At 67.3% G+C, this 25193-nt stretch carries 22 protein-coding genes; 14 read left to right on the top strand and 8 right to left on the bottom strand.

Features of this window, described 5'->3' with window-relative positions:
* Window positions 1-41: 41 nt before the first annotated feature.
* Window positions 42-494 carry an Lrp/AsnC family transcriptional regulator gene (locus tag AC0MAZ_RS18885; RefSeq protein WP_203652353.1) on the bottom strand — a complete coding sequence of 151 codons (453 nt, stop codon included), beginning with the start codon at window positions 492-494 and terminating at the stop codon, window positions 42-44.
* 112 nt (window positions 495-606) lie between these two features.
* Between AC0MAZ_RS18885 and AC0MAZ_RS18880 the strand changes: the two genes are divergently transcribed.
* Together AC0MAZ_RS18880 and AC0MAZ_RS18875 are read left to right on the top strand one after the other, a co-directional pair.
* Window positions 607-1221, top strand: coding sequence for a LysE family translocator (locus AC0MAZ_RS18880; RefSeq protein ID WP_186733125.1), 615 nt, complete (start codon window positions 607-609; stop codon window positions 1219-1221).
* A gap of 60 nt (window positions 1222-1281) precedes the next feature.
* Window positions 1282-1749: an FAD/FMN-containing dehydrogenase gene (locus AC0MAZ_RS18875; RefSeq protein WP_203652354.1), complete on the top strand. Its 468-nt coding sequence runs from the start codon at window positions 1282-1284 to the stop codon at window positions 1747-1749.
* 78 nt (window positions 1750-1827) lie between these two features.
* On the opposite strand, the gene AC0MAZ_RS18870 is transcribed toward AC0MAZ_RS18875, so the two are convergent.
* Window positions 1828-2577 (bottom strand): SIR2 family NAD-dependent protein deacylase, encoded by a 750-nt coding sequence (locus tag AC0MAZ_RS18870; RefSeq protein WP_475858834.1) that lies wholly within the window; start codon window positions 2575-2577, stop codon window positions 1828-1830.
* A 141-nt stretch (window positions 2578-2718) separates the two neighbouring features.
* Between AC0MAZ_RS18870 and AC0MAZ_RS18865 the strand changes: the two genes are divergently transcribed.
* From AC0MAZ_RS18865 to AC0MAZ_RS18850, 4 genes are all read left to right on the top strand, one after another.
* Complete coding sequence (locus tag AC0MAZ_RS18865) at window positions 2719-3138, top strand: RidA family protein (RefSeq protein WP_203652356.1); 420 nt, start codon at window positions 2719-2721, stop codon at window positions 3136-3138.
* 206 nt (window positions 3139-3344) lie between these two features.
* Window positions 3345-3845, top strand: a complete 501-nt coding sequence (locus AC0MAZ_RS18860; protein WP_475858833.1) for a GNAT family N-acetyltransferase — start codon at window positions 3345-3347, stop codon at window positions 3843-3845.
* 141 nt (window positions 3846-3986) lie between these two features.
* A complete protein-coding gene (locus AC0MAZ_RS18855; RefSeq protein WP_232855554.1) occupies window positions 3987-6086 on the top strand; it encodes a putative bifunctional diguanylate cyclase/phosphodiesterase in 2100 nt (699 codons plus the stop codon).
* Between the two features lie 277 nt (window positions 6087-6363).
* Entirely contained in the window at window positions 6364-7242 is an 879-nt protein-coding gene (locus tag AC0MAZ_RS18850; protein WP_232855553.1) for a DMT family transporter, read from the top strand.
* A 12-nt stretch (window positions 7243-7254) separates the two neighbouring features.
* On the opposite strand, the gene AC0MAZ_RS18845 is transcribed toward AC0MAZ_RS18850, so the two are convergent.
* Window positions 7255-8163: an AraC family transcriptional regulator gene (locus AC0MAZ_RS18845; RefSeq protein ID WP_232855552.1), complete on the bottom strand. Its 909-nt coding sequence runs from the start codon at window positions 8161-8163 to the stop codon at window positions 7255-7257.
* 102 nt (window positions 8164-8265) lie between these two features.
* Between AC0MAZ_RS18845 and AC0MAZ_RS18840 the strand changes: the two genes are divergently transcribed.
* Genes AC0MAZ_RS18840 through AC0MAZ_RS18820 form a run of 5 tightly spaced genes read left to right on the top strand, consistent with a single transcriptional unit; the run spans window position 8266 to window position 12703 of the window.
* Window positions 8266-8826, top strand: coding sequence for a carboxymuconolactone decarboxylase family protein (locus AC0MAZ_RS18840; protein ID WP_475858832.1), 561 nt, complete (start codon window positions 8266-8268; stop codon window positions 8824-8826).
* Between the two features lie 47 nt (window positions 8827-8873).
* Window positions 8874-9938 (top strand): acyl-CoA dehydrogenase family protein, encoded by a 1065-nt coding sequence (locus AC0MAZ_RS18835; protein WP_232855550.1) that lies wholly within the window; start codon window positions 8874-8876, stop codon window positions 9936-9938.
* A complete protein-coding gene (locus AC0MAZ_RS18830; RefSeq protein ID WP_232855549.1) occupies window positions 9935-10756 on the top strand; it encodes an ABC transporter ATP-binding protein in 822 nt (273 codons plus the stop codon). Before AC0MAZ_RS18835 ends, AC0MAZ_RS18830 begins: the two co-directional genes overlap by 4 nt.
* Window positions 10743-11948, top strand: a complete 1206-nt coding sequence (locus AC0MAZ_RS18825) for an ABC transporter substrate-binding protein (protein WP_232855548.1) — start codon at window positions 10743-10745, stop codon at window positions 11946-11948. Before AC0MAZ_RS18830 ends, AC0MAZ_RS18825 begins: the two co-directional genes overlap by 14 nt.
* Window positions 11948-12703, top strand: coding sequence for an ABC transporter permease (locus AC0MAZ_RS18820; protein ID WP_232855547.1), 756 nt, complete (start codon window positions 11948-11950; stop codon window positions 12701-12703). The genes AC0MAZ_RS18825 and AC0MAZ_RS18820 overlap by 1 nt, the downstream gene beginning before the upstream one ends.
* Window positions 12704-12883: 180 nt before the next feature.
* Here AC0MAZ_RS18820 and AC0MAZ_RS18815 read toward each other — a convergent pair whose 3' ends face one another.
* The 3 genes from AC0MAZ_RS18815 to AC0MAZ_RS18805 form a co-directional block, all read right to left on the bottom strand.
* Window positions 12884-15049 carry a TonB-dependent siderophore receptor gene (locus AC0MAZ_RS18815; RefSeq protein ID WP_232855546.1) on the bottom strand — a complete coding sequence of 722 codons (2166 nt, stop codon included), beginning with the start codon at window positions 15047-15049 and terminating at the stop codon, window positions 12884-12886.
* 316 nt (window positions 15050-15365) lie between these two features.
* Complete coding sequence (locus tag AC0MAZ_RS18810; RefSeq protein ID WP_203652363.1) at window positions 15366-16208, bottom strand: TIGR03915 family putative DNA repair protein; 843 nt, start codon at window positions 16206-16208, stop codon at window positions 15366-15368.
* Window positions 16205-17425 carry a putative DNA modification/repair radical SAM protein gene (locus AC0MAZ_RS18805; protein WP_028691821.1) on the bottom strand — a complete coding sequence of 407 codons (1221 nt, stop codon included), beginning with the start codon at window positions 17423-17425 and terminating at the stop codon, window positions 16205-16207. The genes AC0MAZ_RS18810 and AC0MAZ_RS18805 overlap by 4 nt, the downstream gene beginning before the upstream one ends.
* Before the next feature lie 554 nt (window positions 17426-17979).
* Here AC0MAZ_RS18805 and AC0MAZ_RS18800 point away from each other — a divergent pair.
* The 3 genes from AC0MAZ_RS18800 (at window position 17980) to AC0MAZ_RS18790 (ending at window position 23655) form a co-directional block, all read left to right on the top strand.
* Complete coding sequence (locus AC0MAZ_RS18800) at window positions 17980-19182, top strand: TolC family protein (RefSeq protein WP_475858831.1); 1203 nt, start codon at window positions 17980-17982, stop codon at window positions 19180-19182.
* Window positions 19183-19287: 105 nt separating this feature from the next.
* The gene (locus AC0MAZ_RS18795) at window positions 19288-20484 is read left to right on the top strand and encodes an efflux RND transporter periplasmic adaptor subunit (RefSeq protein ID WP_475858830.1); all 1197 of its coding nucleotides are present in this window, start codon (window positions 19288-19290) and stop codon (window positions 20482-20484) included.
* Window positions 20485-20499: 15 nt separating this feature from the next.
* On the top strand, window positions 20500-23655 hold the full coding sequence (locus AC0MAZ_RS18790; protein WP_232855542.1) for an efflux RND transporter permease subunit: 3156 nt from the start codon (window positions 20500-20502) through the stop codon (window positions 23653-23655).
* 121 nt (window positions 23656-23776) lie between these two features.
* On the opposite strand, the gene AC0MAZ_RS18785 is transcribed toward AC0MAZ_RS18790, so the two are convergent.
* Together AC0MAZ_RS18785 and AC0MAZ_RS18780 are read right to left on the bottom strand one after the other, a co-directional pair.
* Window positions 23777-24274 (bottom strand): HvfX family Cu-binding RiPP maturation protein, encoded by a 498-nt coding sequence (locus AC0MAZ_RS18785; RefSeq protein ID WP_203652368.1) that lies wholly within the window; start codon window positions 24272-24274, stop codon window positions 23777-23779.
* Window positions 24275-24402: 128 nt separating this feature from the next.
* Window positions 24403-25128: a sel1 repeat family protein gene (locus tag AC0MAZ_RS18780; RefSeq protein ID WP_203652369.1), complete on the bottom strand. Its 726-nt coding sequence runs from the start codon at window positions 25126-25128 to the stop codon at window positions 24403-24405.
* Window positions 25129-25193: the final 65 nt, after the last annotated feature.

Here is a 25193-nt window from a genome sequence, read left to right as displayed (position 1 = left end):
GCGAATGGGCCGGTGCAGGCAATACCTATCGATCAGGCTACCTACATCGGCAACAACCGATCCTGGATCACCTCCTTCATCACCAGCGTCGAGCTCAGGCGTTTGACATTGGGAATGCTGGTCAGCTGTTCGTCGTACAGTTTCTGGAACGCCGGCAGGTCCCTGGTCACCACGTGCAGCAGGTAGTCCGGATCGCCGAACAGGCGCTGGGCCTCGACGATCTGTGGAATGTCCGCGAGCGCCGCCTCGAAATCCGCCACTGGCTGGCGGGTCACTTCGCGCAAGGTCACGAACACCAGCGCGGCGAAGTTCAGGCCCAGGGCCGCCGGGGCCAGGCGGGCGTGGTAGCCGAGGATGGCGCCGGATTCCTCCAAGGCCTTGAGGCGGCGGTGGCAGGGCGACAGGCTCAGGCCCACGCGCTCGGCCAGCTCGGTGACCGACAGGCGCCCGTCTTTTTGCAGCTCGGCAAGGATCTTTCGATCAGTTCGATCCATGGGGGAGAATCTTCCATCGATTGGCTTGGTAGAGGGAATATACGAAAGAAAATCCCCGGGCGATATCCGTAGTCTTTCTTTCACCGAAACCTGCGTGAAAGGAAGGATCGAAATGACCATGAGTGTATTGGCGGCGTTCTGGGCCGTTTCCCTGCTGTTCGTGATCACCCCCGGTGCCGACTGGGCCTATGCCATCTCGGCCGGCATGCGCGGACGCTGGGTGGTGCCGGCGGTGGCGGGCATGTTGTCCGGGCATTTCCTCGTCACCCTGGTGGTGGCGGCCGGGGTCGGCAGCCTGCTCGCCGGCCATCCGCTGGCGCTGACCCTGCTCACCCTGGCCGGCTGCCTCTACCTGCTGTGGCTGGGCGGCAACCTGCTGTTGAGCCCGTCGGTGCCCGAGGCGGGCGAGGGCGGCGAGCGTGATTCGGGGTCGCGCTGGGCGTTCAAGGGCTTGTGCGTCAGCGGGCTCAACCCCAAGGTCTTCCTGCTGTTCCTGGCGTTGCTGCCACAGTTCACCGACCCGCAGTCGAGCTGGCCGCTGCCGTTGCAGATCCTGCTGCTGGGGCTGGTGCACCTGGGCAGCTCGCTGGTGATCTACCTGATGGTCGGCTACGGCGCCAAGGCCGTACTGCGCACCCGGCCCGCGGCGGCGCGGGTGGTGGGGCGGTTGTCCGGCGGCGTGATGATCCTGATCGCCGTGGGGCTGATTGCCGGGCAATTGCGCTGAACCTGTCAACGGCGGCGGCTTGGGCTATGCTGACGGCCCTTACGAACCGGACCGACAACCATGAAATACGCCGCCGCACTCCTGCTCAGCCTGCTTCCGTTCCTGGCTCACGCTGCGCAGACCGGGGAAACCCTCGCGCCCTGGACCCTGCTTGACCAGTACGACCAGCCCTACAGCCTGGGCAGCGACACCCGCATCCTGCTGGTCGCCCGCGACATGGACGGTGCCAAGCTGATGAAGGCGGCCCTGGCCGAGCAGCCCAAGGGCTACCTGGAGGCGCGCAATGCGGTGTTCGTCGCGGATATCCAGCGCATGCCGGCGCTGATCAGCAAGCTGTTCGCCATCCCGGCCATGCGCGACTACAGCTACCGGGTGCTGCTGGACCGGGAAGGCCAGGTCGCCAGTCGTTATGCCGGGGAGGAGGGCAAGGTGCTGTGGCTCTCGCTGGACAAGGGCGTACTGGTCGGGCAGAAGACCTATACCGCTGCCGATGACCTGAAAGCGGCGCTGGAGCAGGCCGGCCACTGAACCGATGGCCCTGTGCAGGCGAGCCTCGTGGGAGCGGGCTTGCCCCGCGAAAGGGCCACCAGCGACAGCGCGGCAGATTCAGGAAAACGCCTGGCGCATCAACTCAGGCAGCACTTCGCCCGCCTTGCCGGCCAGCGCGAACTCTCGCGGATGCCCCTCGCTCTCAGGCTGCGGATTGACATGCACCACCGTCGCCCCCGCCGCCAGCGCCAGCCGTGGAATCGAGGCCGCCGGCTGCACCACGCCGGACGTTCCCACCGACAACAGCAGGTCGCACTGCTGCGCGGCGTCGAATGCCCGCTCCAGTATTTGCTCCGGCAACATCTCGCCGAACCACACCACACCAGGTCGCAGCGGCCCGGCGCAGCGACTGCAGCGCGGTGGCTCGATGCGCCGGCCTTGCAGGGCGTCCTCGGGCAGGGCCACAGGCGCGTCCACCGGCCGTGCGCAGTCCAGGCAGCGGAACGCGTCCAGCCGCCCATGCAAATGCAGCACGTCCTGGCTGCCGGCGCGCTCGTGCAGGTCGTCAACGTTCTGCGTCACCAGGGTCAGCTTCGGTACCCGCGCCGCCAGCGCCGCGATGGCCTGGTGAGCGGGGTTGGGCGTGGCCTGGGCGATTCCCGCTCGGCGCATCTGGTACCAGCCCCAGACCAGCGCCGGGTCGGCGCGAAAGCCTTCGGCGCTGGCCAGTTGCGCCGGGTCGAAACGCTCCCACAACCCGGTCAGCTTGTCGCGGAAGGTGGCGATGCCGCTTTCGGCGGATACCCCGGCACCGGTGAACACCACCACGTGGCGGGCTTGGGTGAGCAAGGTTGGATCGAACGGCATGGGGGCTCCAGGACGACGGTGCGAGGGCGCCACTGTGCCAGTGGGGCCGGAAGGCGACAAGCACCGGGGAGTCGGGGGCTTGACCTCGACCTAACCTGAGGTCTGATACTCGGCCGCTCATTCCATCGACGGAGCGATACCATGACCCAGCCAGCCGCCTTCGCCCTGAGCAACCCCGAAGGCCTCTACGACCCCAGTGGCAATGCCTATTCCCATGTCGCCGAAGTGCGTGCCGGCAGCCGCCTGCTGTGCATCGCCGGGCAGGGCGGCGAGGACCTGCAGGGCAATCTCTCGGCGCGATTCGACGAGCAGGCGCGCCAGGCCCTGGTGAACCTGAAGATTGCCCTGGCCTCCCGTGGGGCCACTCTCGAGCACGTGTTCAAGCTCACCTTGCTGGTGGTCGATCATTCCGAGGCGCGCCTGAGCCAGTGGGTGGCCGAGGCCGAGCGCGCCTGGGGTGGCAGGATGACGCCGACCTGCACGCTGATTCCGGTCCCGCGCCTGGCGCTGGACGGGATGCTGGTGGAAGTGGATGCGGTGGCGGCGCTGCCCGAGGCGTGAGCGATCGGCCCTGCACAATCCCTGTAGGAGCGGCCTTGTGCCGCGAAGGGGCGCGTAGCGGCCCCAGGGTTCCAATTTAAAGCAGAAATCGCCGGGGCCGCTTTGCGGCCCTTCGCGGCACAAGGCCGCTCCTGCAGGGGGGCGTGCAAGCCCTGCCCACGATGGACTGGTAGACTCGCGATTTGCCAATCGATCGAGCCTGCGCCATGACCGCCCCTGTCGAACTGCACCAGACCGGCCCCGAGCACGTCGAACTGATGCGCAACCTCTACCAGTTCTACGCCTACGAGTCCTCCGACTGGGAGCAGGAGGACGTCGAGGTGGACGGGCGCTTCTACATCCACGAGCCGCACTTCGCCCGCTACTGGCAAACCCCCGGCTGGAGCGCCAACCTGATCCTGGTGGACGGCTTCATCGCCGGCTTCATGCTTATCGAGCGCAGCGAACTGCCCGGCATCGAGGCCTGCGAGTTGGCCGACCTGTTCATCCTCAAGAAGTACCGCCGCCAGGGCGTGGGCCTGGCGGTGGCGCGGCAGACGCTGTGCGAAGGCGACAGCGACTGGCTGGTGCGCTGCTATCGCGAGGATGCCCCGGCCCTGGCGTTCTGCCAGGCAGTGCTGGCGGACCTGCCGCGTCCGGTGCGGGAGATCGCGCTGGATGACGAGCCGCCACTGCGCAATTTCCTGGTGACCCGACGGCGGCACTGACCACCCCGCAGATTTTTTGTGACGCACTTCACAAAAACCCTGCGTCGAGCGGCATAATGCCAGCACTTCGTTATTTCGGACTGTTCCGACGTACGGTCCGGAGGTTTCCTATTCCTGCTGTGAAGGAGTCAGGTCATTCCCATGCCGCTCGCCGCCAATCCTGACATGATGTACCGGTTGTTGATCCAGAGTGTGGCGGACTACGCCATCTACCAGCTCACCCCCGAGGGCATCGTCGCCAACTGGAACCCGGGCGCGCAGCGGGCCAAGGGCTACCAGGCCGAGGAGATCATCGGCCAGCACTTCTCGGTGTTCTATACCGACGAGGACCGCCATGCCGGCCTGCCGGCGCTCAGCCTGGACACCGCGCGTAACGAGGGGCGCTTCCAGGCCGAAGGACTACGCCAGCGCAAGGACGGTTCGCACTTCTGGACCAGCGTGGTGATCGAACCGATCAAGGACGAACACAGCGGCCAGTTGATCGGCTATGCCAAGATCACCCGCGACATCTCCGAGCGCCGCCAACATGAGCTGGAGCTGCTCAAGGCCAAGGAGCTGGCCGAACAGTACAGCCAGGAGATGACCACCCTGTCGCAGTTCCTCGACTCGGTGATCGCCAACATTCCTGCCAGCGTCATCGTCCAGGACCTGCAGAGTCAGCAGATCCTCCTGGCCAACCAGCAGGCCGAGCACCTGTTTGGCCGCCAGGGCACGCGCATGGTCGGCCAGCTGCCCGGCCAGTGCCTGGTGCCAGCGGCCGTCGACTACCTCGAACAGCAGTTGGCGCGCGGGGCGCGCAGTACCAAGGGCTATGCCGCCGAAACCCGGGTCGACACCGCCACGGGGCCGCGCACCCTGCGCAGCCGGGCCACGCTTTGCGACAACCGCGAAGGGCAGGGGGACTACGTGCTGTTCGTCGCCGAGGACGCCACCGAGGAACTGGCCGCCCATGCCCAGATCCATCACATGGCCCACCACGACGCGCTGACCGGGCTGCCTAACCGTACCCTGTTCCACGAGCGTCTCAAGCAGGCGCTGCTGCGCGGCGAGGACAGCGACAAGCTGACCGCCGCCCTGTGCCTGGACCTGGACAACTTCAAGAACATCAACGACACCCTTGGCCACGCTTTCGGCGACAAGCTGCTGCGCGCCCTGGGCAAGCGCCTGCGCCGCGAGCTGCGCGAGCACGACACCCTGGCCAGGCTCGGTGGCGACGAGTTCGCCGTGGTGCTGTCGGGCCTGGAGACCGGCGACGCGGCGCGTAACACTGCCCAGCGCCTGATCGAGGCGATCTGCCCGCCGTTCCATATCGAAGGGCACCAGTTCAGCGTGGGGGTGAGCATCGGCGTGGCGGTCGCGCCCGACGACCACGACCAGGCCGAGCAGTTGCTGGGCTACGCCGACATGGCCCTGTACGAGGCCAAGCGCAATGGCCGCAACCGCTACGAGTGCTTCCATGTCGAACTGGATGTCGCCGCCCGCCAGCGCCGCCTGGTCGAGACCGACCTGCGCACCGCGCTGCACCTGGGCCAGCTGCAGCTGCACTACCAGCCGGTGGTGGACCAGCAGAGCGCCAGCGTCACCGGCTACGAGGCCCTGCTGCGCTGGGAGCACCCGAGCCGCGGCATGATCATGCCCATGGATTTCATCCCCATCGCCGAGGAGACCGGGCTGATCCACGAGATTGGCGCCCGGGCGCTGAACCTGGCATGCCAGGAGGCGGCCAGCTGGGGCACCGCGCAGACGGTGTCGGTCAACCTGTCGGCGGTGCAGTTCAAGAACGCCAACCTGGTGCACACCGTGGCCCTGGCCCTGGCTGACTCGGGACTACCGGCCACGCGCCTGGAGCTGGAGATCACCGAGTCGGTGCTGCTGGGCAACAGCGAGGAGAACGTGCGCACCCTGCGGGCATTGAAGGATCTGGGTGTGTCGATTTCCCTCGACGATTTCGGCACGGGGTATTCCTCGCTCGGCTACCTGCGCTCGTTCCCCTTCGACCGGATCAAGATCGACAAGTCGTTCGTCCACGACATGTGCGAAAGCCGCGAGGCGATGTCGATCATCCGCGCCATCACCGAGCTGTCCAACAGCCTGATGATCAAGACCACGGCCGAAGGGGTGGAGTCGGCCGAGCAGATGGAGCGTCTGCTGGCCGAGGGGTGCTCGCATTTCCAGGGCTACCTGTACGGCCGACCGGCACCGGCGAGCGAGCGCTTGACGCAGGTGATGCCGCGGTCCTGACGGGTTCTGCACGCCCTTGTAGGAGCGGCCTTGTGCCGCGAAAGGGCCGCAAAGCGGCCCATGCGATCTTTGCAGCAATGCTGAATCCTGGGGCTGCTGCGCAGCCCTTTCGCGGCACAAGGCCGCTCCTACAGAATCCGCAAGGCATTCGGCAAAAGTGGTCGATCAGCGAACAAAATGTACCGGTTGGACCACAAGGCTTTGTCGCGTCCCCGGGTTCTCTTCTAGAATCCGCCCATGCCCCGGCACCATGCCGGGGCCATCGCCCGAGAGCCTCATGAGTTCCAGTTCGCCGCTGTCCGGAGTCAACCAGCCGCTGCGTGGCATCGCCCTGGTGGTGGTGGCCACCTTCCTGTTCGCCAGCCACGATGCACTGTCGAAACTCCTCGGTGGGATCTACCCGATCATCATGGTGGTCTGGGTGCGTTACCTGGTGCACACCCTGCTGATGGCCGGGATCTTCCTGCCCAAGGCGGGCCTCGCGGTGCTGCGTACCCGCCGGCCATTGTTGCAGACGCTACGCGCGCTGAGCCTGCTCAGCACCAGCCTGCTGTTTACCGCCGGCTTGCAGTACTTGCCGTTGGCGGAGGCGACCGCGGTCAACTTCCTCGCGCCGGTGCTGGTCACCGCGCTGTCGGTGCCGCTGCTCAAGGAGCGGGTGACGCCGGGGCAGTGGTTGGCGGTGGTGATGGGCTTCATCGGTGTGCTGGTGGTGGTGCACCCGGGCGGGGCGATGTTCACTCCGGCCATCCTGTTCCCCTTCGGCTCGGCGCTGGGGTTCTGCTTCTACCAGTTGCTGACGCGCAAGCTGGCCGCCCACGACACTCCAACCACCAGCAACTTCTATGCGGGGTTGTGCAACACCCTGATCCTGACGGCGCTGGTGCCGTTCTTCTGGCAGGTGCCGCAATGGCCCCATGTGCCGCTGATGCTGGCGCTGGGCGGCTGCGGGATGACCGCGCACCTGTTGCTGACCCAGGCGTTCCGCCATGCCGCACCGGCATTGCTGGCGCCGTTCAGCTATTGCCAGATCGTGTTCGCCGGGCTGCTGGGGCTGGTGGTGTTCGGCCAGGTCCCGGATGGCACGAGCCTGGTCGGCATTGCGGTGATCTGCCTCAGCGGGCTGGGGGCGGCCTGGATGCAGCGAAGGGCGTGAGGGGCATGTTCCTCAGCCAGCACCCTGCTGTTTGCGATAGGCCCCGGGTTGCACGCCGACCGCCTTGGCGAACGCCCGGGTAAAGGCCGCCACCGATTGATACCCCGCCTGCGCGCCCACCTGTTCGACGGTATTGCCCGCCTTGAGCAACTGGCAGGCATGGCGCATGCGCAGCGCCAGCAGTACCTGCCCGGGCGATTGCCCGGCCAACTCGTTGAAGCGCTTGAAGAAGGCCGAGCGCGAAAGCCCCGTGCAGGCCGCCATGTTCTCCAGCGTCCAGGCCTGCCCCGGCTCCTCGATCAAGCGTTCCAGCAAGCCGGCGAAGGCCGGCTGGCGGGCGAGGGCGACCAGCCCGCCCAGCGAGTGGCCGGCGTGCACCTGCTGGCGCAGCACATACAGGAACAGCAGGTGGGTGAGGCGTTCCAGCAGCGCCTGGGAGGGCTGCGGGCGACGGCATTCCTCGAGGATCAGCCCGAATAGCGCCCGCGCCGCGCTGCCGGCCGGCTCGCTGGCGCGCAGCAGGATCCAGTCCGCCAGCCCGTCGACGATCAGTGACGACAACCCCGACTGGAAGTGGAAGAACCCGCACACCAGCCCCACGCCGTCGCCCGCTTCGAGGTCCAGCGCCTGCATGCTCCGGCGCGGCTGGGCACAGGCGTCGGCGGCATCCTCGTCGTTGGAAAGTCGATAGGCCAGGTCCCGCAAAAGGAATACCGCATCGCCGCTCTCCAGGCGCAGCGGCTGCGCCTGGCCATCGATATGCAGCCAGCAATGGCCCTGCACCACCAGGTGGAAACTGGCCCGGCCCATGCCCTGGGTGCTGGCGTGCCAGCCCCCGCAGTAGCGGCCGACATGGAACAGGCTGGCGTCGAGCTCCAGACTCTCTAATAACCAATCGACGAGGGGGCTGGAAGAAATCATCTAATGCAAGGACTCTGGAGCAAGGAAAGGCGACTGATGAATATGGATGCTACTTCTTATAACCAACAGACTGTAGCGACCTACATCAAAGGAGACCACTCCATGTCCGCACGCATCACTCTACACAGCCTGCAGACCGCCCCGGAAGCCGCCCGCCCATTCCTCGAGAACGCGCAGAAGAACTCCGGCTTCATCCCCAACCTGCTGGGCATCCTGGCCAACGCCCCGGCGGCGCTGGAAACCTACGTTACCGTCTCGGCGCTCAACGGCAAGTCCGAGCTGACCCTGGCCGAGCGCGAGGTGGTGCAGTTGATCGCCGCCACCCAGCACGGTTGCGATTTCTGCGTCGCCGGCCACACCGCCGTGGCGCTGAACAAGGCCAAGCTGCCCCAGGAAGTAGTCGATGCCCTGCGTGCCCGCGGCGAGCTGCCTGACGCCCGCTACGAGACCCTCGCCGAATTCGCCCGTGAAGTGATCGCCACCCGCGGCAACGTCGGCGATGCCACCTATCAGGCATTCCGTGACGCCGGTTTCAGCGAAGGCAACGCCCTGGAAGTGATTCTCGGCGTGAGCCTCGCAACCCTGTGCAACTTTGCTAATGTGTTCGCCCAGACGCCGCTCAACGACGAGCTCGGCAAGTATCGCTGGCAGCCTTCGGCCTGATCAAGGCCTGATGCCGGCGCGTCCGGCGTTTCAACAGGAGTAGGGACATGCTTGATCATGCATTTCGACAATGGCTGGATGCCAATGCCGAGGCCATCGACCAGGGCCAGTGCGATCCACACCTGGTGCTGGCGCATATCGCCGAATCGCAATTGCTGCGCATCGGCGTCGCCCCGGCCCTGGGCGGCTCGGGTGGCGACGTCAGCGCGGCGGTCGAGGCCATCGCCGCCATCGCCAGCCGTTCGCTGGCCGCGGCCTTTGTCTGCTGGGGCCAGCGCGCCTTCATCGAATACCTGCTGCAAAGCCCTAACCGGGCGCTGTGCGAACGGCTGCTGCCCGACCTGCTGAAGGGCGAACTGGCCGGGGCCACCGGCCTGTCCAACGCCATGAAGTTCCTTTCCGGCATCGAGGCCTTGCAGGTGCGTGGCCGCGCCGCGAGCGACGGTTGGAACCTGGAAGGGCGCCTGCACTGGGTGACCAACCTGCGCAAGCGCGGCTTCGTGGTGGCCGCGGCTATCGAGGATGACGCCGGTGGCGCGCCGTTCGTGGTCGCCATCCCGTCGAACGCGCCGGGCCTGGAACGCTCCGACGACCTGCAACTGATGGGCCTGCAATCGAGCAACACCGCGGCGCTGGCCTTCCACCAGGTACCCTTGGCCCGCGACTGGCTGCTGCACGACAACGCCCGCGAGTTCCTGCCCAGGGTGCGTCCGGCGTTCCTGGCGCTGCAGTGCGGCATGGCCATCGGCCTGGCTCGCCGCGCCCTGGAGGAGGCACAGGCACACCTGCAGGGGCGTGGCGCGTTCCTCGATGAGGCGCGTCAGGTGCTCGCCGAGCGTCTGGAGAACACCGTCGCCGAGCTCAAGCAGGGGCTGCTCGACGGCCGCTTCCAGAGCCAGCCGGCCGCCTTGTTCAAACTGCGCATCACCCTCGCCGAATGCGCCGCCGACGCCGTGCAGCTGGAGTTGCAGGCCAGCGGTGGCAAGGCCTACCTGACCGCCTACGGCGAGGGCTTCGCCCGCCGCTGGCGCGAGTCGGCGTTCGTGCCGATCGTCACCCCGAGCCTGGTGCAACTGCGCGCCGAGCTGCAACGCCAGGCGGCCTCTGCATGACCGACGTGCTACTCGAAGCCCGCGACATCAGCCTGGGCTACCCGCGCGAGGGTGGCTGGCAGGCGGTGCTGGAGCAGTTCGACCTGGCGCTGGCGCCGGGGGAGGTGGTCAGCATCCTCGGCCCCAGCGGGGTCGGCAAGTCCAGCCTGCTGCGCGTGCTGGCCGGCCTGCAGCAGGCCCGTGGCGGCAGCGTGCAGTTGCGCGGCGAGCCGCTGCAGGGGCCGCATCCGCGCCTGGCGGTGGCATTCCAGGACCCCAGCCTGCTGCCTTGGCTGAGCCTTGAGAAGAACGTCGCCTTCGGCCTCGACTTCGCCCGCCAGCCCAGGCTGCCGGCGGCCGAGCGGCGCGCACGGATCGACCACGCCATCGACGCGGTGGGCCTGGCCCACGCCCGTGGCCAGTACCCGGCGCAGCTGTCCGGCGGCATGGCCCAGCGCACCGCGCTGGCCCGCTGCCTGGCGCGCCAGCCCGAGGTGTTGTTGCTGGACGAACCCTTCGGCGCGCTGGACGAGGTGACCCGGGCCGACATGCAGCAACTGCTGCTGCAGCTGATCGCCACCCACAACACCGCCGCCGTGTTGATCACCCACGACATCGACGAAGCCCTGCTGCTGTCCGATCGCGTGCTGCTACTGGGCAACCACCCGGCGCGCACCCTCGGCCAGTGGCACATCGATCTGCCGCAGCCCCGCGCGCAGCGGGTCGAGGAACTGGGCGCGCTGCGCATCGAGATACTGAAAACCCTTCGGCGGGCAAGCCGCACAGCCGAACCCACTCCATTCCCCTTGCCCTCGGAGGCTGTCCATGTGCATGGATGACTGCTGTTCCACGACGTCCCGTCGCGACTTTCTCAAGCTGAGCGCCATGCTCACCGCCGCCGGCGCCGTGCCGCTACTGTCGAGCCTGCAGGCCCGCGCCGCCGCCGAGCCGGACGCGCCGGTGCGCATCGGCTACCTGCCGATCACCGACGCCACGCCCTTGCTGGTGGCGCACAACAACGGCCTGTTCGAGGCCGAGGGCATCAAGGCCGAGCGCCCGGTGTTGCTGCGCAGCTGGGCGCAGGTGATCGAGGCATTCATCTCTGGCCAGGTCAACGTCATCCACCTGCTGTCGCCAATGACCGTGTGGGCGCGCTACGGCAGCAAGGTGCCGGCCAAGGTCGTGGCCTGGAACCACGTCGGCGGCTCGGGCCTGACCGTGGCCCCGGACATCACCGAGATGAAGCAGCTCGGCGGCAAGACCGTGGCGATTCCGTTTTGGTACTCGATCCATAACGTGGTGCTGCAACAGATGCTCACCGACAATGGCCTCAAGCCCGTGTCCAAGCCGGCCGATGCGCAACTGGCGGACAACGAGGTCAACCTGCTGGTGCTGCCGCCGTCGGACATGCCACCGGCCCTGGCCAGCAAGCGCATCGCCGGCTACATCGTTGCCGAGCCGTTCAACGCCCTGGCCGAGAACCTCAAGGTCGGCCGCGTGCAGCGCTTCACCGGGGATGTCTGGCGCAACCATGCCTGCTGCGTGGTGTTCATGCACGAGCACGACCTGAACAACCGTCCTGAGTGGTCGCAGAAGGTGGTCAACGCCATCGTCAAGGCCCAGCAGTGGACCCGCGAACACCGCGCCGAGGCCGCAGCCCTGCTGTCCAAGGCCGGCCCCAACAAGTACACCCCGCACGAGCCGGCGGTGCTGACCAAGGTGCTGGCGCCTTCCGCCGAAGACCGCGCCGGCTACATCGCCAGCGGCGCGATCCAGCACCAGCAATGGGACGAGAAGCGCATCGACTTCCAGCCTTACCCGTTCCCCAGCTACACCGAGGAACTGGTCAAGCGCCTGAAGAACACCCTGATCGTCGGCGAGAGCGATTTCCTCGCCGCCCTGGACCCGGCGCAGACCGCCCGTGACCTGGTGGACGAGCGTTTCGTGCGCAACGCCATCGCCGCCGTGGGTGGCCCGACAGCGTTCGGCATCGCCGAGAACTTCCAGCGTAGCGAGGAGTTCGCGGTCTGATGCGCAGGCATGTCGTGCATGGCGCCCTGGGCCTGGCGGGCCTGGCGGCGCTGCTGTTGTTGTGGTGGGCGGGCGTGCGCCTGTTCGGCGCCGCCGATGGCCTGTCGGCGCGTTTCTCGCCCCAGGCCACATTGCAAAGCCTGGTAGAGCTGCTGGGGCAGGGCGAGGTCTACGGGCATATCTGGGTAAGCCTCAAGCGCATCCTCGTCGGCCTGCTGCTGGCGCTGCTGATCGGCGTACCGCTGGGTCTGCTGGTGGGCAGCTACCGTCACCTGGAGGCGGCGACCACGCCGGCGTTCCAGTTCCTGCGCATGATCTCGCCGCTGTCGTGGATGCCGGTGGTGGTTATGCTGATGGGCGTGGGCGACCAGCCGATCTACTTCCTGCTGGCCTTCGCCGCGCTGTGGCCGATCCTGCTGAACACCGCTGCCGGGGTACGCCAGCTCGACCCGCGCTGGCTGCAGTTGAGCCGCAGCCTCAGCGCCACGCGCTGGGAGACCTTGTGCAAGGTGATCATCCCCGGGGTGATCGGCCATGTGCTGACCGGCGTGCGCCTGGCCATCGGCATCCTGTGGATCGTGCTGGTGCCGTGCGAGATGCTCGGTGTCAGCGCCGGGTTGGGCTATTTCATCCTCGATACCCGTGACCGGTTGGCTTACTCGGAGCTGATGGCGATGGTGCTGCTGATCGGGGTGCTGGGGTTCATGCTCGATGCCCTGGCGCGCGGGCTGCATCGGCGTTGGGTACATGCCTGATGTCTGTAGGAGCGGCCTTGTGCCGCGAATGGGCCGCAAAGCGGCCCCGGCGATCTTTGTATCAACGCTGAAATCCTGGGGCCGCTACGCGGCCCTTTCCGGCCGGTCCGACGCCTCGGCAAGGCCGCACCTACAGGGGGAGCGCGTGAGGCCTGGAGGCGCGTCCCTGCGCCTCGGGATTCAGAAACTGTACTTGGCCGTCAGCATCAGGTTGCGCGGATCGCCGAAGGTGTCGCTGCCATAGTTCACCGACTTGGAGATCGACGAGTAGTACTTGCGGTCGAACACGTTGTTGGCATTGAGCTGCAGGTCCAGGTGCTGGTTGACCGCGTAGCCGGCCATCAGGTCGGTGACGGCGTAGGCGCCCTGCTCGAGGCGGTAGCTGCCGCCGTCGGCCACGGTGAAGTCGTTGTACATGCGGCTCTGCCAGGTGACGCCGCCACCGACCCGCAGTTTCTCCAGCGGGCCCTGGAAGTGGTAGGTGGTGAACAGCTTCAACTGGTGCTGCGGCGTGTCGGACTCGAACGGCTTGTTGACCTTCTCTGGATTCTTGGCGTCCTTGACCGTGTGTACGCGGGCATAGGTATAGCCTGCGCCGATCTGCCACTGCTCGGTCAGCGCGCCCTGCACCTCGAAGTCGATCCCCTGGCTGCGCACTTCGCCGGAGGCCTCGTAGCAGGCGAACTGACCGGCCCGGCACAGGCTCTTGTCCACCTCGACCGCGCGGTTCTCCTGATCAATGCGGAACACCGCGAGGCTGGCGTTGAGCGCGCCGTCGAAGTACTCGCCCTTGATGCCCACCTCGTAGTTCTTGCCTTCGATCGGCCGCACCGGCGTGCCGCTGGGGTCCTTGTTGTCCTGGGGCTGGAAGATGTCGGTGTAGCTGGTGTACAGCGAGTGGTGCTCGTCCAGCTCGTAGATCAGGCCGGCGTAGCGGGTGACGTTACGGGTCACCTTGTAGTCGCCCTCGTTGCTGCCGCGCTGGTCGTAGTCGTACCAGTCAAGGCGCCCGCCTAGGATCAGCTTGAGCGGGTCGGCCAGGCTCAGGCGGGTGGTGGTGTACACGCCTTCCTGGTTGATCAGGTAGCGGCTGCTGCTGGTGTGCAGGAAGTCCGGTTTGCCGCCGTCGATGGGGTAGTCCAGGTCGTAGGGGCTGTAGTTGCGCTCGGTCATGTCGTAGATGCGCTTGCTGGCACCCACCACCAGCTCGTGGGTGCGGCCGAAGGCCTCGAACGGGCCGCTGGCGAAGGTGTCCAGGCCCAGCTGGTTCTCGTCGTGGGCCGACTGGTAGACCGTACGGCTCAGCGGCTTGGCCAGGTCCCAGCGCGACTGGTAGGAGCCGCGGAACAGCGCGTTCTGTTCGCTGTAGATGGCGTTGACCTGCAGCTTCCAGTCATTGGCCAGGCGCTGGCGCAGCTCGGCGAACAGGGTGTTGATCTCCTGGTCCTTGACCTCCCAGTCGGTGGCCGGGTTGTACGAACGGGGCAGGTCCTGGTGATGGCCGTTCAGGTCGGTGGGGATCGCGCCCCAGAACACGTTGGTCTTGTCCTTCTGGTGGGACAGGCCAAGGGTCAGGGTGGTGTCCTCGCCCAGGTCGGCCTCGGTGATCGCGTAGAACAGCCCGTGGTCTTCCTGCTGTCCGTCACGGAAGCCGTTGGCGTCGCGGTACGAGGCCACCACGCGACCGCGCAGGGTGCCACTGTCGTTGAGCGGGCTGGAGGCGTCGAGTTCGCCGCGGTAGTTGTCCCAGCTGCCGGCGGCACCGGTGAGAGTGACCTTCTGTTCCGCCAGCGGACGCTTGCGCACCAGGTTGATGGCCGCCGAAGGCGTACCGGAACCGGTGACCAACCCGGTGGCGCCGCGCACCACCTCGACCCGGTCGAACATCGCCAGGTTGGGCTGGGCGCCGACCACCCAGCCGGTGTAGGCGCTGGGGATGCCGTCGTACATGATGTTGTCGACGTCGAAGCCGCGGGCCTTGTAGGTCTGCCGGCCCGGGCCGTTGGACTGGTTGAGGAACAGCCCCGGGGTGTACCTGGCCACGTCATTGATGCTGGTCATGCCCTGGTCGTCCATGCGCTGGCGGGTGATCACGGTCACCGCCTGGGGCGTTTCGCGCATGGTCAACGGCAGCTTGGTGGCGGTGGACATGGAGCCGGTGGTGTACGACTTCGACCCCTCGGTGGTGCTGCCCAGGCTGCTGTCGTTGATGGCCGTGGCGCCCAGCTCGATCACGGCCGGCGCTTGCTCCTCGGCCAGCGCCGGGGTGAGGGTCGCCATGCAGATGGCCATGGCCAGCAGGTTGCGGCTGGGCGTGAAACGGTGAGGGGAGAGGTGCGGTGACATGCCGGGCTTTATCCTTATTGCTAGTGCTTATGAGAATAATTAGCAATAAGTGTGTCGGATTATCAGGCTCGTAACAATGCATCCGAATCTGAATTGATGAATTTTTCAAAAATTCAATTCGATTGAGTTATTTCTTGTGGAGTCATACCCGTGGGAGCGGGCTTGTCGGAACGCCGCACCGCCCGGATCACCGGCTATGCCGGTGCCATACACCGCTTCGCGGGGCAAGCCCGCTCCCACGATGGTGATGCTGGCAACCCTGTTCCCTGTGGGATATCGCAGCACGAAGGGCTGGGCGATCTCCTGCAGGTGACGGTTATGGCAGTGGATCAGCCACCGTAATCCGTTTGCCACGCTGACGCCCGACCTCCAGTGCCTGCCCGTCGCGCTGCTTGCCATGTCGCGCCTGGCCGACCAGCTCGGGGATCAGCGGGCCCTCCGGCAGGTGGCGCCAGAAGCGCCCGGGCAGGTGCTGGCGCAACGCACCGGGGTTGAGCCGGGCGGGGTTGAAGGTGTGCCGGTAGTAGGCCAGCCACAGCTCGGCGCCGGGGTCTTCGGCGTTGCGCGCCCATTGCTGCCACGCCTGCGGGCACTGGCGCTGGTAGTCCAGGTGCTGGCCGTCGAAGCGCACGCCATCGAGGGGCGTGGCGATCAACCAGCGCTGGCGCCCCAGGCGATCGGCGAAATGCCCGCAAGCGCTGTCGAGGATGTCGTGGGCAGGTTCGTGGTAGGCGACCAGGTCCAGTTGCAGTTGTTCGGCCAGTGCCTCGGGCAGCGGCACGAAGCGCACGAAGGCATGCAGGTGATGGGCTTCGCGGCCGACCTGACGGATGCGCCGCTGCATCTCGCTGCCCAGGCGGTCGCCGGCGAGCATGGCGGTGCGATCGCCGTGGGCGACGCGCCAGAGTACTTCGTACAGCAGGTTCCAGCGCTGCTCGCCGCGGTAGCGACCGGCCTGTTCCAGCTGGGCCAGCAGCGCCGCCGGCACGCGGGCGCGGAACGGGCCGGGGCCGACGGGCAGGGGCGTGGGCACGGCCAGCAGGTCGTCCATACGTGCCTGGCCCCAGGTCACCGTGGCCGGGTCGATGCCATGGCCGAGCAGTTGCCGCGCCTGGTCGCGCCAGGTGGCGAAGTCGTCGCCGCAATCCAGCGCAATCATCCCCACAGGCCCATCTGCACCGGTGCCTGGGGTTCACGCAGGCGGGCGCGCAGCAGGCCACTGCGCAGCTCGGCCTGGGCCGGGCGGTAGTCGCTGGTGACGATGAACGGGCGGGCCTTGTCCAGCACGCAGCGCAACTGAATCAGGTCGTCGTAGCGGATACGCCGCTCACGGCGCAGGGCCACCAGGCGCTGCACGCTGCGCAGACCGATACCGGGGATGCGCGCCAGCAGGGCCGGCTCGGCGCGGTTGACGTCGAGCGGGAACACCTCGCGGTTGGCCAGCGCCCAGGCCAGCTTGGGGTCGATGTCCAGGGCCAGGTTGCCGGTTTCGCCCAGCAGTTCGCCGGCCTTGTAGCCGTAGCCGCGCAGGAGGAAGTCGGCCTGGTACAGGCGGTGTTCGCGCAGCAGCGGCGGGGCCGCCAGGGGCACGCTGGACGGGCTGTCGGGGATCGGGCTGAAGGCGGAGTAGTAGACGCGCCTGAGGCCGTAGCCCTGGTACAGCGACTCGGCGTTGCGCAGCAGGGCGCTGTCGTCGGTGGCGTCGGCGCCGACGATGACCTGGGTGCTTTGCCCGGCGGGGGTGAAGCGTGGTGCCCGTGGTTCACCGGCGACGGCCTGCTGGCCGTGGTGGATCACGCCCATGGCCTGGCGGATGGTGCTGGCGCGTTTTTCCGGGGCCAGGCGTTCGAGGCTGGCGTCGGTGGGCAGCTCGATGTTCACGCTCAGGCGGTCGGCCAGGCGCCCGGCTTCCTCGATCAGCAGCGGGTCGGCGTCGGGAATGGTCTTGAGGTGGATGTAGCCGCGAAAGCCATGCTCCTCGCGCAGCAGGCGCGCCACCCGGATCAGCTGCTCCATGGTGTAGTCGGCCGAGCGGATGATGCCGGAGCTGAGAAACAGGCCGCTGATGCAGTTGCGCCGGTAGAAGTCCAAGGTCAGGCGCACCACTTCCTCGGGGCTGAAGCGCGCCCGCGGCACGTTGCTCGAGCGGCGGTTGACGCAGTATTGGCAGTCGTACAGGCAGAAGTTGGTCAGCAGCACCTTGAGCAGCGACACGCAGCGCCCGTCGGGGGTGTAGCTGTGACAGATGCCCATGCCGTCGGTGGCGCCGAGGCCGTCGCGACCACGGGAGCTGCGCTTGGGGGCGCCGCTGCTGGCGCAGGACGCGTCGTACTTGGCGGCATCAGCGAGGATGCCGAGCTTGGCGATGAGCTGCATGGGGTAATCCGATTTTACTGTTCATGCATACAGTATTTCGGCGTTGGGCTGATAGCAAGTGTTTGCAGGTGGTTTTGATGGCGTGATGGCGCAGAGGTGCCTGGCGAAAGTGTTGCAGCGTCTATGAGATCGAGCGCCGCCCGCGCGGCGCATCGCGACGCAAGGCCGCTCCTACATTTGTTGCAACGTGCCGAACCTGTCAGGCCATGGTTGCCCGCCTTGGTGCATGTCTTGAGATAGGTGAGGCGGCAGTGGTGCCCACATTGAAATCGCGTCGAATCAACAAGGCGGACCAGGTGATGGCCCAGGAGGGATTGGCCCGAAACAAATGTAGGAGCGGCCTTGCGTCGCGATGCGCCGCGCGGGCGGCGCTCGATCTCACAGGCGCTGCAACTCTAACGTCGAACACCCTCAAAGACCCTCATTTCAAGACGATCCACCCTCGGCACCCCTTGATTACAAAATTGTAATCTTCCCGCCACCCCCCCGATAACCACCGCTGCCTAAAGTCCCTCGCCAAAGCATTCCGCCGCTTGTCGACGAGGACTTCCGCCGTGCCCATCCCCCGCAAGATCGCCTTGCTCTGCCTGTTGCTGGCCGGCCCTGCCGGTGCCCAGGGCCTGAGTCTGGAGCAGGCGCTCGACGCCGCTTTCGCCCAGAACCCGGACTTCGCCGCCATCGGCCGCGAGATCGGCATCGCCGAGGGCGAGCGCCGCCAGGCCGGGCTGATTCCCAACCCCGAGCTGTCCTGGGAAGTCGAGGACACCCGCCGCGACACCAGCACCACCACCGTGACCCTCAGCCAGGCCCTGGAGCTGGGCGGCAAGCGCGGCGCGCGGATCGAAGTCGCCGAGGCCGGCCAGGCGATCGCCCGGTTGGAGCTCGAGCGCCAGCGCAACAGCCTGCGCGCCGAGGTGATCCAGGCCTTCCATGCCGCCTTGCGGGCACAGACCGCGCTGGAGCTGGCGCAACAGTCGCAGGCGCTGACCGAACGCGGCCTGCGGGTGGTGGACGGGCGGGTGCGGGCCGGGCAGTCCTCGCCGGTGGAGGCCACCCGCGCCCAGGTCCAGCTGGCCCAGGCCGAGGCGGCGGTGCGTCGGGCGCGCACCGAACGTGGCGTGGCCAACCAGGCCCTGGCGCGCCTGACCGGCAGTGCCGAGGCCCGCTTCGACCGGCTCGACGCGAGCAACCTCTCGCCTGGCCCGGCGCCGCAGACCGAGCGCCTGCTGGCCAAGGTCGAGCAGACTGCCGAGTGGCGCCTGGCCGCGGCGCAGATCGAGCGTGGCGATGCCAGCCTCGGCTCCGAGAAGGCCCAGCGCATCCCCAACCTGACCGTCAGCCTCGGCAGCCAGTACAGCCGCGAGGACCGTGAGCGGGTCAACGTGGTCGGGCTGTCGATGCCGCTGCCGCTGTTCGACCGCAACCAGGGCAACGTGCTGGCCGCCGCCCGCCGCGCCGACCAGGCCCGCGACCTGCGCAACGCCGTGGATCTGCGCCTGCGCAGCGAAACCCGCAGCGCCCTGGAGCAGTGGGGCACGGCCATGGGCGAGGTCCAGGCCTACGACCGCACCATCCTGCCCGCCGCCCAGCAGGCGGTGGACACCGCCACCCGCGGCTTCGAGATGGGCAAGTTCGCCTTCCTCGATGTGCTCGATGCCCAGCGCACGCTGATCGAGGCGCGCGGGCTGTACCTCGAGGCGCTGGCCCAGGCGACCGATGCCCGGGCTCAGGTGGAGCGGATCTACGGCGAGCTTTGAGCCTCGTCCCATCGCGGGGCAAGCCCGCTCCCACGGGAATGCGTGGAAGCGGGCTTGCCCCGCGATGGGCCCTGAACTGCAACGACTTTTCCAGCAGGAGCAATAATGACCAACCCACGCAAGCTCGCCATCCTCGCCGCTGCCCTGGCCGTTCTCGGCCTCGGTGGCGCGGCCTGGACCGGTACCCTTGGCAAGGCCGGCAGCGGCCAGGCCCAGCACGACGACCATGGCGAGGAAGGCCATGGCCATGAAGAAGGAAAGGCAGAGGAGCATGCCGACGAAGAGGGCCAGCTGCACCTCTCCGCCGAGCAGATCCAGGCCGCCGGCGTGCAACTGGCCACTGCCGGCCCACAAAGCCTGGGTACCGCCATCAGCTTCCCCGGCGAGATCCGCTTCGACGAGGACCGCACCGCCCACGTGGTGCCCCGCGTCCCCGGCGTGGTCGAGTCGGTGCAGGCCGAGCTGGGCCAGGCGGTCAAGCGCGGCCAGGTGCTGGCGGTGATCGCCAGCCAGCAGATCTCCGAACTGCGCAGCGAGCAGCAGGCCGCCCAGCGCCGCCTGGAGCTGGCGCGCCTGACCTTCGAGCGCGAGAAGCAGCTGTGGCAGGAGCGCATCAGCGCCGAGCAGGACTACCTGCAGGCCCGCCAGGCGCTGCAGGAGGCCGAGATCGCCGCCGCCAACACCGGGCAGAAGGTCGCCGCCGTGGCGCCGGCCGGCAAGGGCAATCGTTACGAGTTGCGCGCACCGTTCGACGCGGTGGTGGTGGAAAAGCACCTGACCGTGGGCGAGGTGGTGGACGAGACCAGCAATGCCTTCACGCTGTCTGACCTGAGTCGGGTCTGGGCCACCTTCGCCGTGGCCCCGCGCGACCTGGACAAGGTAGTCAGCGGCCGTGGCGTCAGCGTCAGCGCGCCGGACCTCGGTGCCCAGGTGGAAGGCAAGGTCAACTACGTCGGCAGCCTGCTCGGCGAGCAGAACCGCGCCGCCACCGTGCGCGCCACCCTGGCCAACCCCAATGGCGCCTGGCGTCCCGGGCTGTTCGTCAACATCGCGGTCACCGTCGAGCGTTTCGACGCCGCCGTGGTGGTGCCGGAAAGCGCCCTGCAGACCTGGGAAGAGCAGACCGTGGTGTTCGCCCGTACCGACGAGGGCTTCGAGGCCCGCCCGGTGAAGACCGGGCGTCGTGACGCCGGCCAGGTGGAAGTGCGCGAAGGGCTGGCCGCCGGCACCGTGGTCGCCGCCGCCGGCAGCTTCGTCCTCAAGTCCGAGCTGGGCAAAGGCTCGGCCGAACACAGCCACTGACCGGGGACGCCATTCATGTTCGAACGCCTTATCCAGTTCGCCATCGAGCAACGCCTGGTGGTGATGCTCGCCGTGGTGCTGATGGCCGCCGTGGGCATCCACAGCTACCAGAAACTGCCCATCGACGCCGTGCCCGACATCACCAACGTGCAGGTGCAGATCAACACCGCCGCGCCCGGCTATTCACCGCTGGAAACCGAGCAACGCATCACCTTCGCCATCGAGACCGCCATGGCCGGCCTGCCGGGCCTCAAGCAGACCCGTTCGCTGTCGCGCTCGGGGCTGTCGCAGGTGACGGTGATCTTCGATGACGGTACCGACATCTTCTTTGCCCGCCAGCTGGTCAACGAGCGCCTGCAGGTGGCTCGCGAGCAGTTGCCCGAGGGTATCGAGGCGGCCATGGGGCCGATCTCCACCGGCCTTGGCGAGATCTTCCTGTGGACGGTCGAGGCCAAGGAGGGCGCGCTAAAGGATGACGGCACGCCCTATACCGCCACCGACCTGCGGGTGATCCAGGACTGGATCATCAAGCCGCAGCTGCGCAACGTACCGGGCGTGGCCGAGGTGAACAGTATCGGCGGCCATGCCAAGCAGTACCTGATCGCTCCCGAACCCAAGCGCCTGGCGGCCTACAAGCTGACCCTCAACGACCTGGTCGCGGCGCTCGAGCGCAACAACGCCAACGTCGGCGCCGGCTACATCGAACGCAACGGCGAGCAGTTGCTGATCCGCGCCCCGGGCCAGGTGGCCTCGGCCGAGGACATCGCCAATATCGTCATCTCCAGCGTCGATGGCACGCCGATCCGCGTCAGTCATGTGGCCCAGGTCGGCCTGGGCCAGGAACTGCGCTCGGGCGCGGCCACCGAGAATGGCCGCGAGGTGGTGCTGGGCACGGTGTTCATGCTGATCGGCGAGAACAGCCGCACGGTGTCCCAGGCGGTGGCGGCCAAGCTCGAGGAGATCAACCGCAGCCTGCCCAAGGGTGTGGTGGCGATCACCGTCTATGACCGCACCAACCTGGTGGAAAAAGCCATCGCCACGGTGAAGAAGAACCTCATCGAAGGCGCGATCCTGGTCATCGCCGTATTGTTCCTGTTCCTGGGCAACATTCGCGCGGCACTGATCACCGCCATGGTCATCCCGCTGTCGATGCTGTTCACCTTCACCGGCATGTTCAGCAACAAGGTCAGCGCCAACCTGATGAGCCTGGGTGCGCTCGACTTCGGCATCATCGTCGACGGCGCGGTGGTGATCGTCGAGAACGCCATCCGCCGCCTGGCCCACGCCCAACAGCATCATGGCCGCATGCTGACCCGCTCCGAGCGCTTCCACGAAGTGTTCGCCGCCGCCCGCGAGGCACGCCGCCCGCTGATCTACGGGCAGTTGATCATCATGGTGGTGTACCTGCCGATCTTTGCCCTGACCGGGGTCGAGGGCAAGATGTTCCACCCCATGGCCTTCACCGTGGTGATGGCACTGCTGGGGGCGATGATCCTCTCGGTGACCTTCGTGCCGGCGGCCCTGGCGCTGTTCGTCACCGGCAAGGTGAAAGAAGAGGAGGGCGTGGTCATGCGCACCGCCCGCCGTCGCTATGCCCCGGTGCTGGACTGGGTGCTGGGCCGACGCAACCTGGCCTTCGCCGGCGCCGCCACCCTTGTGCTGTTGTCCGGCGTGCTGGCCAGCCGCATGGGCAGCGAGTTCATCCCCAGCCTCAGCGAGGGTGATTTCGCCCTGCAGGCCCTGCGCGTGCCGGGCACCAGCCTGTCGCAATCGGTGGACATGCAGCAGCGCCTGGAGAAGACCATCATCGCCCAGGTGCCGGAAGTCGAGCGGGTGTTCGCCCGTACCGGCACCGCCGAGATCGCCTCCGACCCGATGCCACCGAACATCTCCGATGCCTACGTGATGCTCAAGCCCCGCGAGCAATGGCAGGACCCGGGCAAGCCGCGCGATGAGCTGATCGCCGAGGTGCAGCGCGCCGCCGCCAGCGTGCCGGGCAGCAACTACGAGCTGTCGCAGCCGATCCAGCTGCGCTTCAACGAGCTGATCTCCGGGGTGCGCAGCGATGTCGCGGTGAAGGTGTTCGGCGACGACATGGAGGTGCTCAACCGCACCGCCGCGCAGATCGCCGCCAGCCTGCAGCAGGTGCCGGGCGCCTCCGAGGTGAAGGTCGAGCAGACCACCGGCCTACCGGTGCTGACCATCGATATCGACCGTGACAAGGCGGCCCGTTACGGCCTGAATGTGGGCGACGTGCAGGACGCCATCGCCATCGCCGTGGGCGGTCGCACTGCCGGCACCCTCTATGAAGGCGATCGCCGTTTCGACATGGTGGTGCGCCTGTCGGAGGCGCTGCGAACCGATGTCGACGGTTTGTCCAGCCTGCTGATCCCGGTACCGGCCAGCGCCGCCGCCGGTGCTTCGCAGATTGGTTTCATCCCGCTGTCGCAAGTGGCCACCCTGAACCTGCAACTGGGCCCCAACCAGGTCAGCCGCGAGGATGGCAAGCGCGTGGTGGTGGTCAGCGCCAACGTGCGCGGGCGTGACCTCGGTTCGTTCGTCGAACAGGCGTCGCAGACGCTGATCGACCAGGTGCAGATACCGCCGGGCTACTGGACCCGCTGGGGTGGCCAGTTCGAGCAGCTGCAGTCAGCGGCCGAGCGCCTGCGGGTGGTGGTGCCGGTCTCGTTGCTGCTGGTCATGGCCTTGCTGCTGATGATGTTCAACAACCTCAAGGATGGCCTGCTGGTGTTCACCGGCATCCCCTTCGCACTGACCGGTGGGGTGCTGGCGCTGTGGCTGCGGGATATCCCGCTGTCGATCTCGGCGGGGGTGGGCTTTATCGCGTTGTCGGGCGTGGCGGTGCTCAACGGCCTGGTGATGATTGCCTTCATTCGCAACCTGCGTGAGGAAGGCCGGGGCCTGCGCGCCGCGGTGGAGGAGGGCGCGCTGACCCGCCTGCGGCCGGTGCTGATGACCGCGCTGGTGGCGTCGCTGGGGTTCATTCCCATGGCCCTGGCCACGGGCACCGGCGCCGAGGTGCAGCGGCCGCTGGCGACGGTGGTGATCGGCGGAATCCTGTCGTCGACGGCGCTGACCTTGCTGGTGTTGCCGGCGTTGTATCAGTGGGCGCATCGGCGGGATGAGGACAACCTGGCAGAAGGTATGTAACGCTATCTCCTGTAGGAGCGGCCTTGTGCCGCGAAAGGGCCGCGCAGCGGCCCCAGATTTCAGCATTTATGTAACAATCGCCGGGGCCGCTTTGCGGCCCTTTCGCGGCACAAGGCCGCTCCTACAGGTATCTGCGCAGCCAGTGATCCAGACTCAACCTGCCAGCCCCCTTCAACAGCAACGGCAGCAACGCCACCAGGTAGATCAGCGGCAGTTTGAAGTTGCCGAAGCCCTGGTCGGTGATCGCATACCCCCGCCCCAGTTCCGCCAGGCTCGACCACTGGCTCGGCCAGTGCACCGCGGCTATCGCCACCACCGTCACCACCATCAGCACCGCCGAGGCCAGCCGGGTACCGAGCCCCAGCAGCAGGAGCAGCGGGCAGATCAATTCGGCCCACATCGACAGCTGCCAGTTGAGGTCCGCCGGCAGCAGGTCGAACGGGAACGGAAAACTGCCTTGCAGGTCGGCGAACCAGTTGGCGCCGTTGAACTTCTCCAGGCCCGATTCGAAGAACTCCCAGGCCAGGAACAGGCGTAGCGGCAGGTCGGCGCTCCAGTTGCCGGTGTGATCAAGGGCGTTGAACAGCTTCCATTCAGCAAACAGTGGCAGGGCTTTCATGGGCAGGCTTCCCGGTGTAGGCGGCAACGGCGGGGTGCCGTCGCGCTGTTGTGGCCGGGAGTGTGCAGGGCGGGGGTATCGGCAGTGTGTCGGGGGCGATGGGGTTATGTATCGCTGTGTAGCGAGGCTCAGCGATTGCTGGTCAGGCGCTGTTGCGCCGCCGCGCAGCCGTTGATGTCCACCGCCTTCTGCAGGAAGGCCTGGCGCTGGCGGGGGTCGAGCTCACCGAGCAGCCGGTAGATCTCGGCCTGGTAGTCGCGCTGGCGCCCCCACTGCATTTGCAGGCCCTGCGGGCGGGTGCGGCTGCACGCCAGGCGGGTGGCCGGCTGTGGGTAGTAGGCGGCGTACAGGGTGGCCATGCTGGGCACCGCCTCCAGGGCCTCGCGGTAGGCGGGGCTGGCATTGTAGGGCGAACACCAGTGGGCGATGGCCAGCGCGGGCGGGGCGAAGCCTTGCTTGAGGCTGGCCTCCAGCAACGGGCAGGCGGCTTCGGCGATCTGTCCTGCCGGCAGATAGGTGGTGTAGTACAGCGCCAGGCGGTACTGCGCCACCGGGTGGCCGAGGGCCACCGACCTCTTCAGCAGGGCCACCGCCGTTGGCAGCGTGTGGGCCATCGCCTGGCCTTGGCGGCTGAGCTCGGGGTCGCCGCCGGCGGTGCGCAGCGGGCTGGCGCCGTCGTCCTGGCTGTCAGCCTGCTCGAGCAGCGGCAACGCCTGGCGATAGAGCAGGTCGGCATGGGGGTCGATGTTCACGTCCAGGGCCTGGGCGCCTGTGGCGGCCAGCAGCAACGGCAACGACGCGACCAGACAGGCGCGGGGACGGGCCAGAAGCGAGGGGACGGCAGGAATGGTCATGGCGGTTACGCGGTTGCCTCGGGCAAATCAGGAGCGACGACGGCCTATTCTATCCATCCGCGTGC

The organism is Pseudomonas sp. A (assembly GCF_056270345.1).
This window is presented reverse-complemented; position numbering and strand designations above follow the sequence as displayed.

What these genes read in the sequence shown, in the direction of transcription:
- AC0MAZ_RS18885 (WP_203652353.1), bottom strand. Translation starts at nt 494, where the DNA reads ATGGATCGAACTGATCGAAAGATCCTTGCCGAGCTGCAAAAAGACGGG.
- AC0MAZ_RS18880 (WP_186733125.1), top strand. Translation starts at nt 607, where the DNA reads ATGACCATGAGTGTATTGGCGGCGTTCTGGGCCGTTTCCCTGCTGTTC.
- AC0MAZ_RS18875 (WP_203652354.1), top strand. Translation starts at nt 1,282, where the DNA reads ATGAAATACGCCGCCGCACTCCTGCTCAGCCTGCTTCCGTTCCTGGCT.
- AC0MAZ_RS18870 (WP_475858834.1), bottom strand. Translation starts at nt 2,577, where the DNA reads ATGCCGTTCGATCCAACCTTGCTCACCCAAGCCCGCCACGTGGTGGTG.
- AC0MAZ_RS18865 (WP_203652356.1), top strand. Translation starts at nt 2,719, where the DNA reads ATGACCCAGCCAGCCGCCTTCGCCCTGAGCAACCCCGAAGGCCTCTAC.
- AC0MAZ_RS18860 (WP_475858833.1), top strand. Translation starts at nt 3,345, where the DNA reads ATGACCGCCCCTGTCGAACTGCACCAGACCGGCCCCGAGCACGTCGAA.
- AC0MAZ_RS18855 (WP_232855554.1), top strand. Translation starts at nt 3,987, where the DNA reads ATGCCGCTCGCCGCCAATCCTGACATGATGTACCGGTTGTTGATCCAG.
- AC0MAZ_RS18850 (WP_232855553.1), top strand. Translation starts at nt 6,364, where the DNA reads ATGAGTTCCAGTTCGCCGCTGTCCGGAGTCAACCAGCCGCTGCGTGGC.
- AC0MAZ_RS18845 (WP_232855552.1), bottom strand. Translation starts at nt 8,163, where the DNA reads ATGATTTCTTCCAGCCCCCTCGTCGATTGGTTATTAGAGAGTCTGGAG.
- AC0MAZ_RS18840 (WP_475858832.1), top strand. Translation starts at nt 8,266, where the DNA reads ATGTCCGCACGCATCACTCTACACAGCCTGCAGACCGCCCCGGAAGCC.
- AC0MAZ_RS18835 (WP_232855550.1), top strand. Translation starts at nt 8,874, where the DNA reads ATGCTTGATCATGCATTTCGACAATGGCTGGATGCCAATGCCGAGGCC.
- AC0MAZ_RS18830 (WP_232855549.1), top strand. Translation starts at nt 9,935, where the DNA reads ATGACCGACGTGCTACTCGAAGCCCGCGACATCAGCCTGGGCTACCCG.
- AC0MAZ_RS18825 (WP_232855548.1), top strand. Translation starts at nt 10,743, where the DNA reads ATGTGCATGGATGACTGCTGTTCCACGACGTCCCGTCGCGACTTTCTC.
- AC0MAZ_RS18820 (WP_232855547.1), top strand. Translation starts at nt 11,948, where the DNA reads ATGCGCAGGCATGTCGTGCATGGCGCCCTGGGCCTGGCGGGCCTGGCG.
- AC0MAZ_RS18815 (WP_232855546.1), bottom strand. Translation starts at nt 15,049, where the DNA reads ATGTCACCGCACCTCTCCCCTCACCGTTTCACGCCCAGCCGCAACCTG.
- AC0MAZ_RS18810 (WP_203652363.1), bottom strand. Translation starts at nt 16,208, where the DNA reads ATGATTGCGCTGGATTGCGGCGACGACTTCGCCACCTGGCGCGACCAG.
- AC0MAZ_RS18805 (WP_028691821.1), bottom strand. Translation starts at nt 17,425, where the DNA reads ATGCAGCTCATCGCCAAGCTCGGCATCCTCGCTGATGCCGCCAAGTAC.
- AC0MAZ_RS18795 (WP_475858830.1), top strand. Translation starts at nt 19,288, where the DNA reads ATGACCAACCCACGCAAGCTCGCCATCCTCGCCGCTGCCCTGGCCGTT.
- AC0MAZ_RS18790 (WP_232855542.1), top strand. Translation starts at nt 20,500, where the DNA reads ATGTTCGAACGCCTTATCCAGTTCGCCATCGAGCAACGCCTGGTGGTG.
- AC0MAZ_RS18785 (WP_203652368.1), bottom strand. Translation starts at nt 24,274, where the DNA reads ATGAAAGCCCTGCCACTGTTTGCTGAATGGAAGCTGTTCAACGCCCTT.
- AC0MAZ_RS18780 (WP_203652369.1), bottom strand. Translation starts at nt 25,128, where the DNA reads ATGACCATTCCTGCCGTCCCCTCGCTTCTGGCCCGTCCCCGCGCCTGT.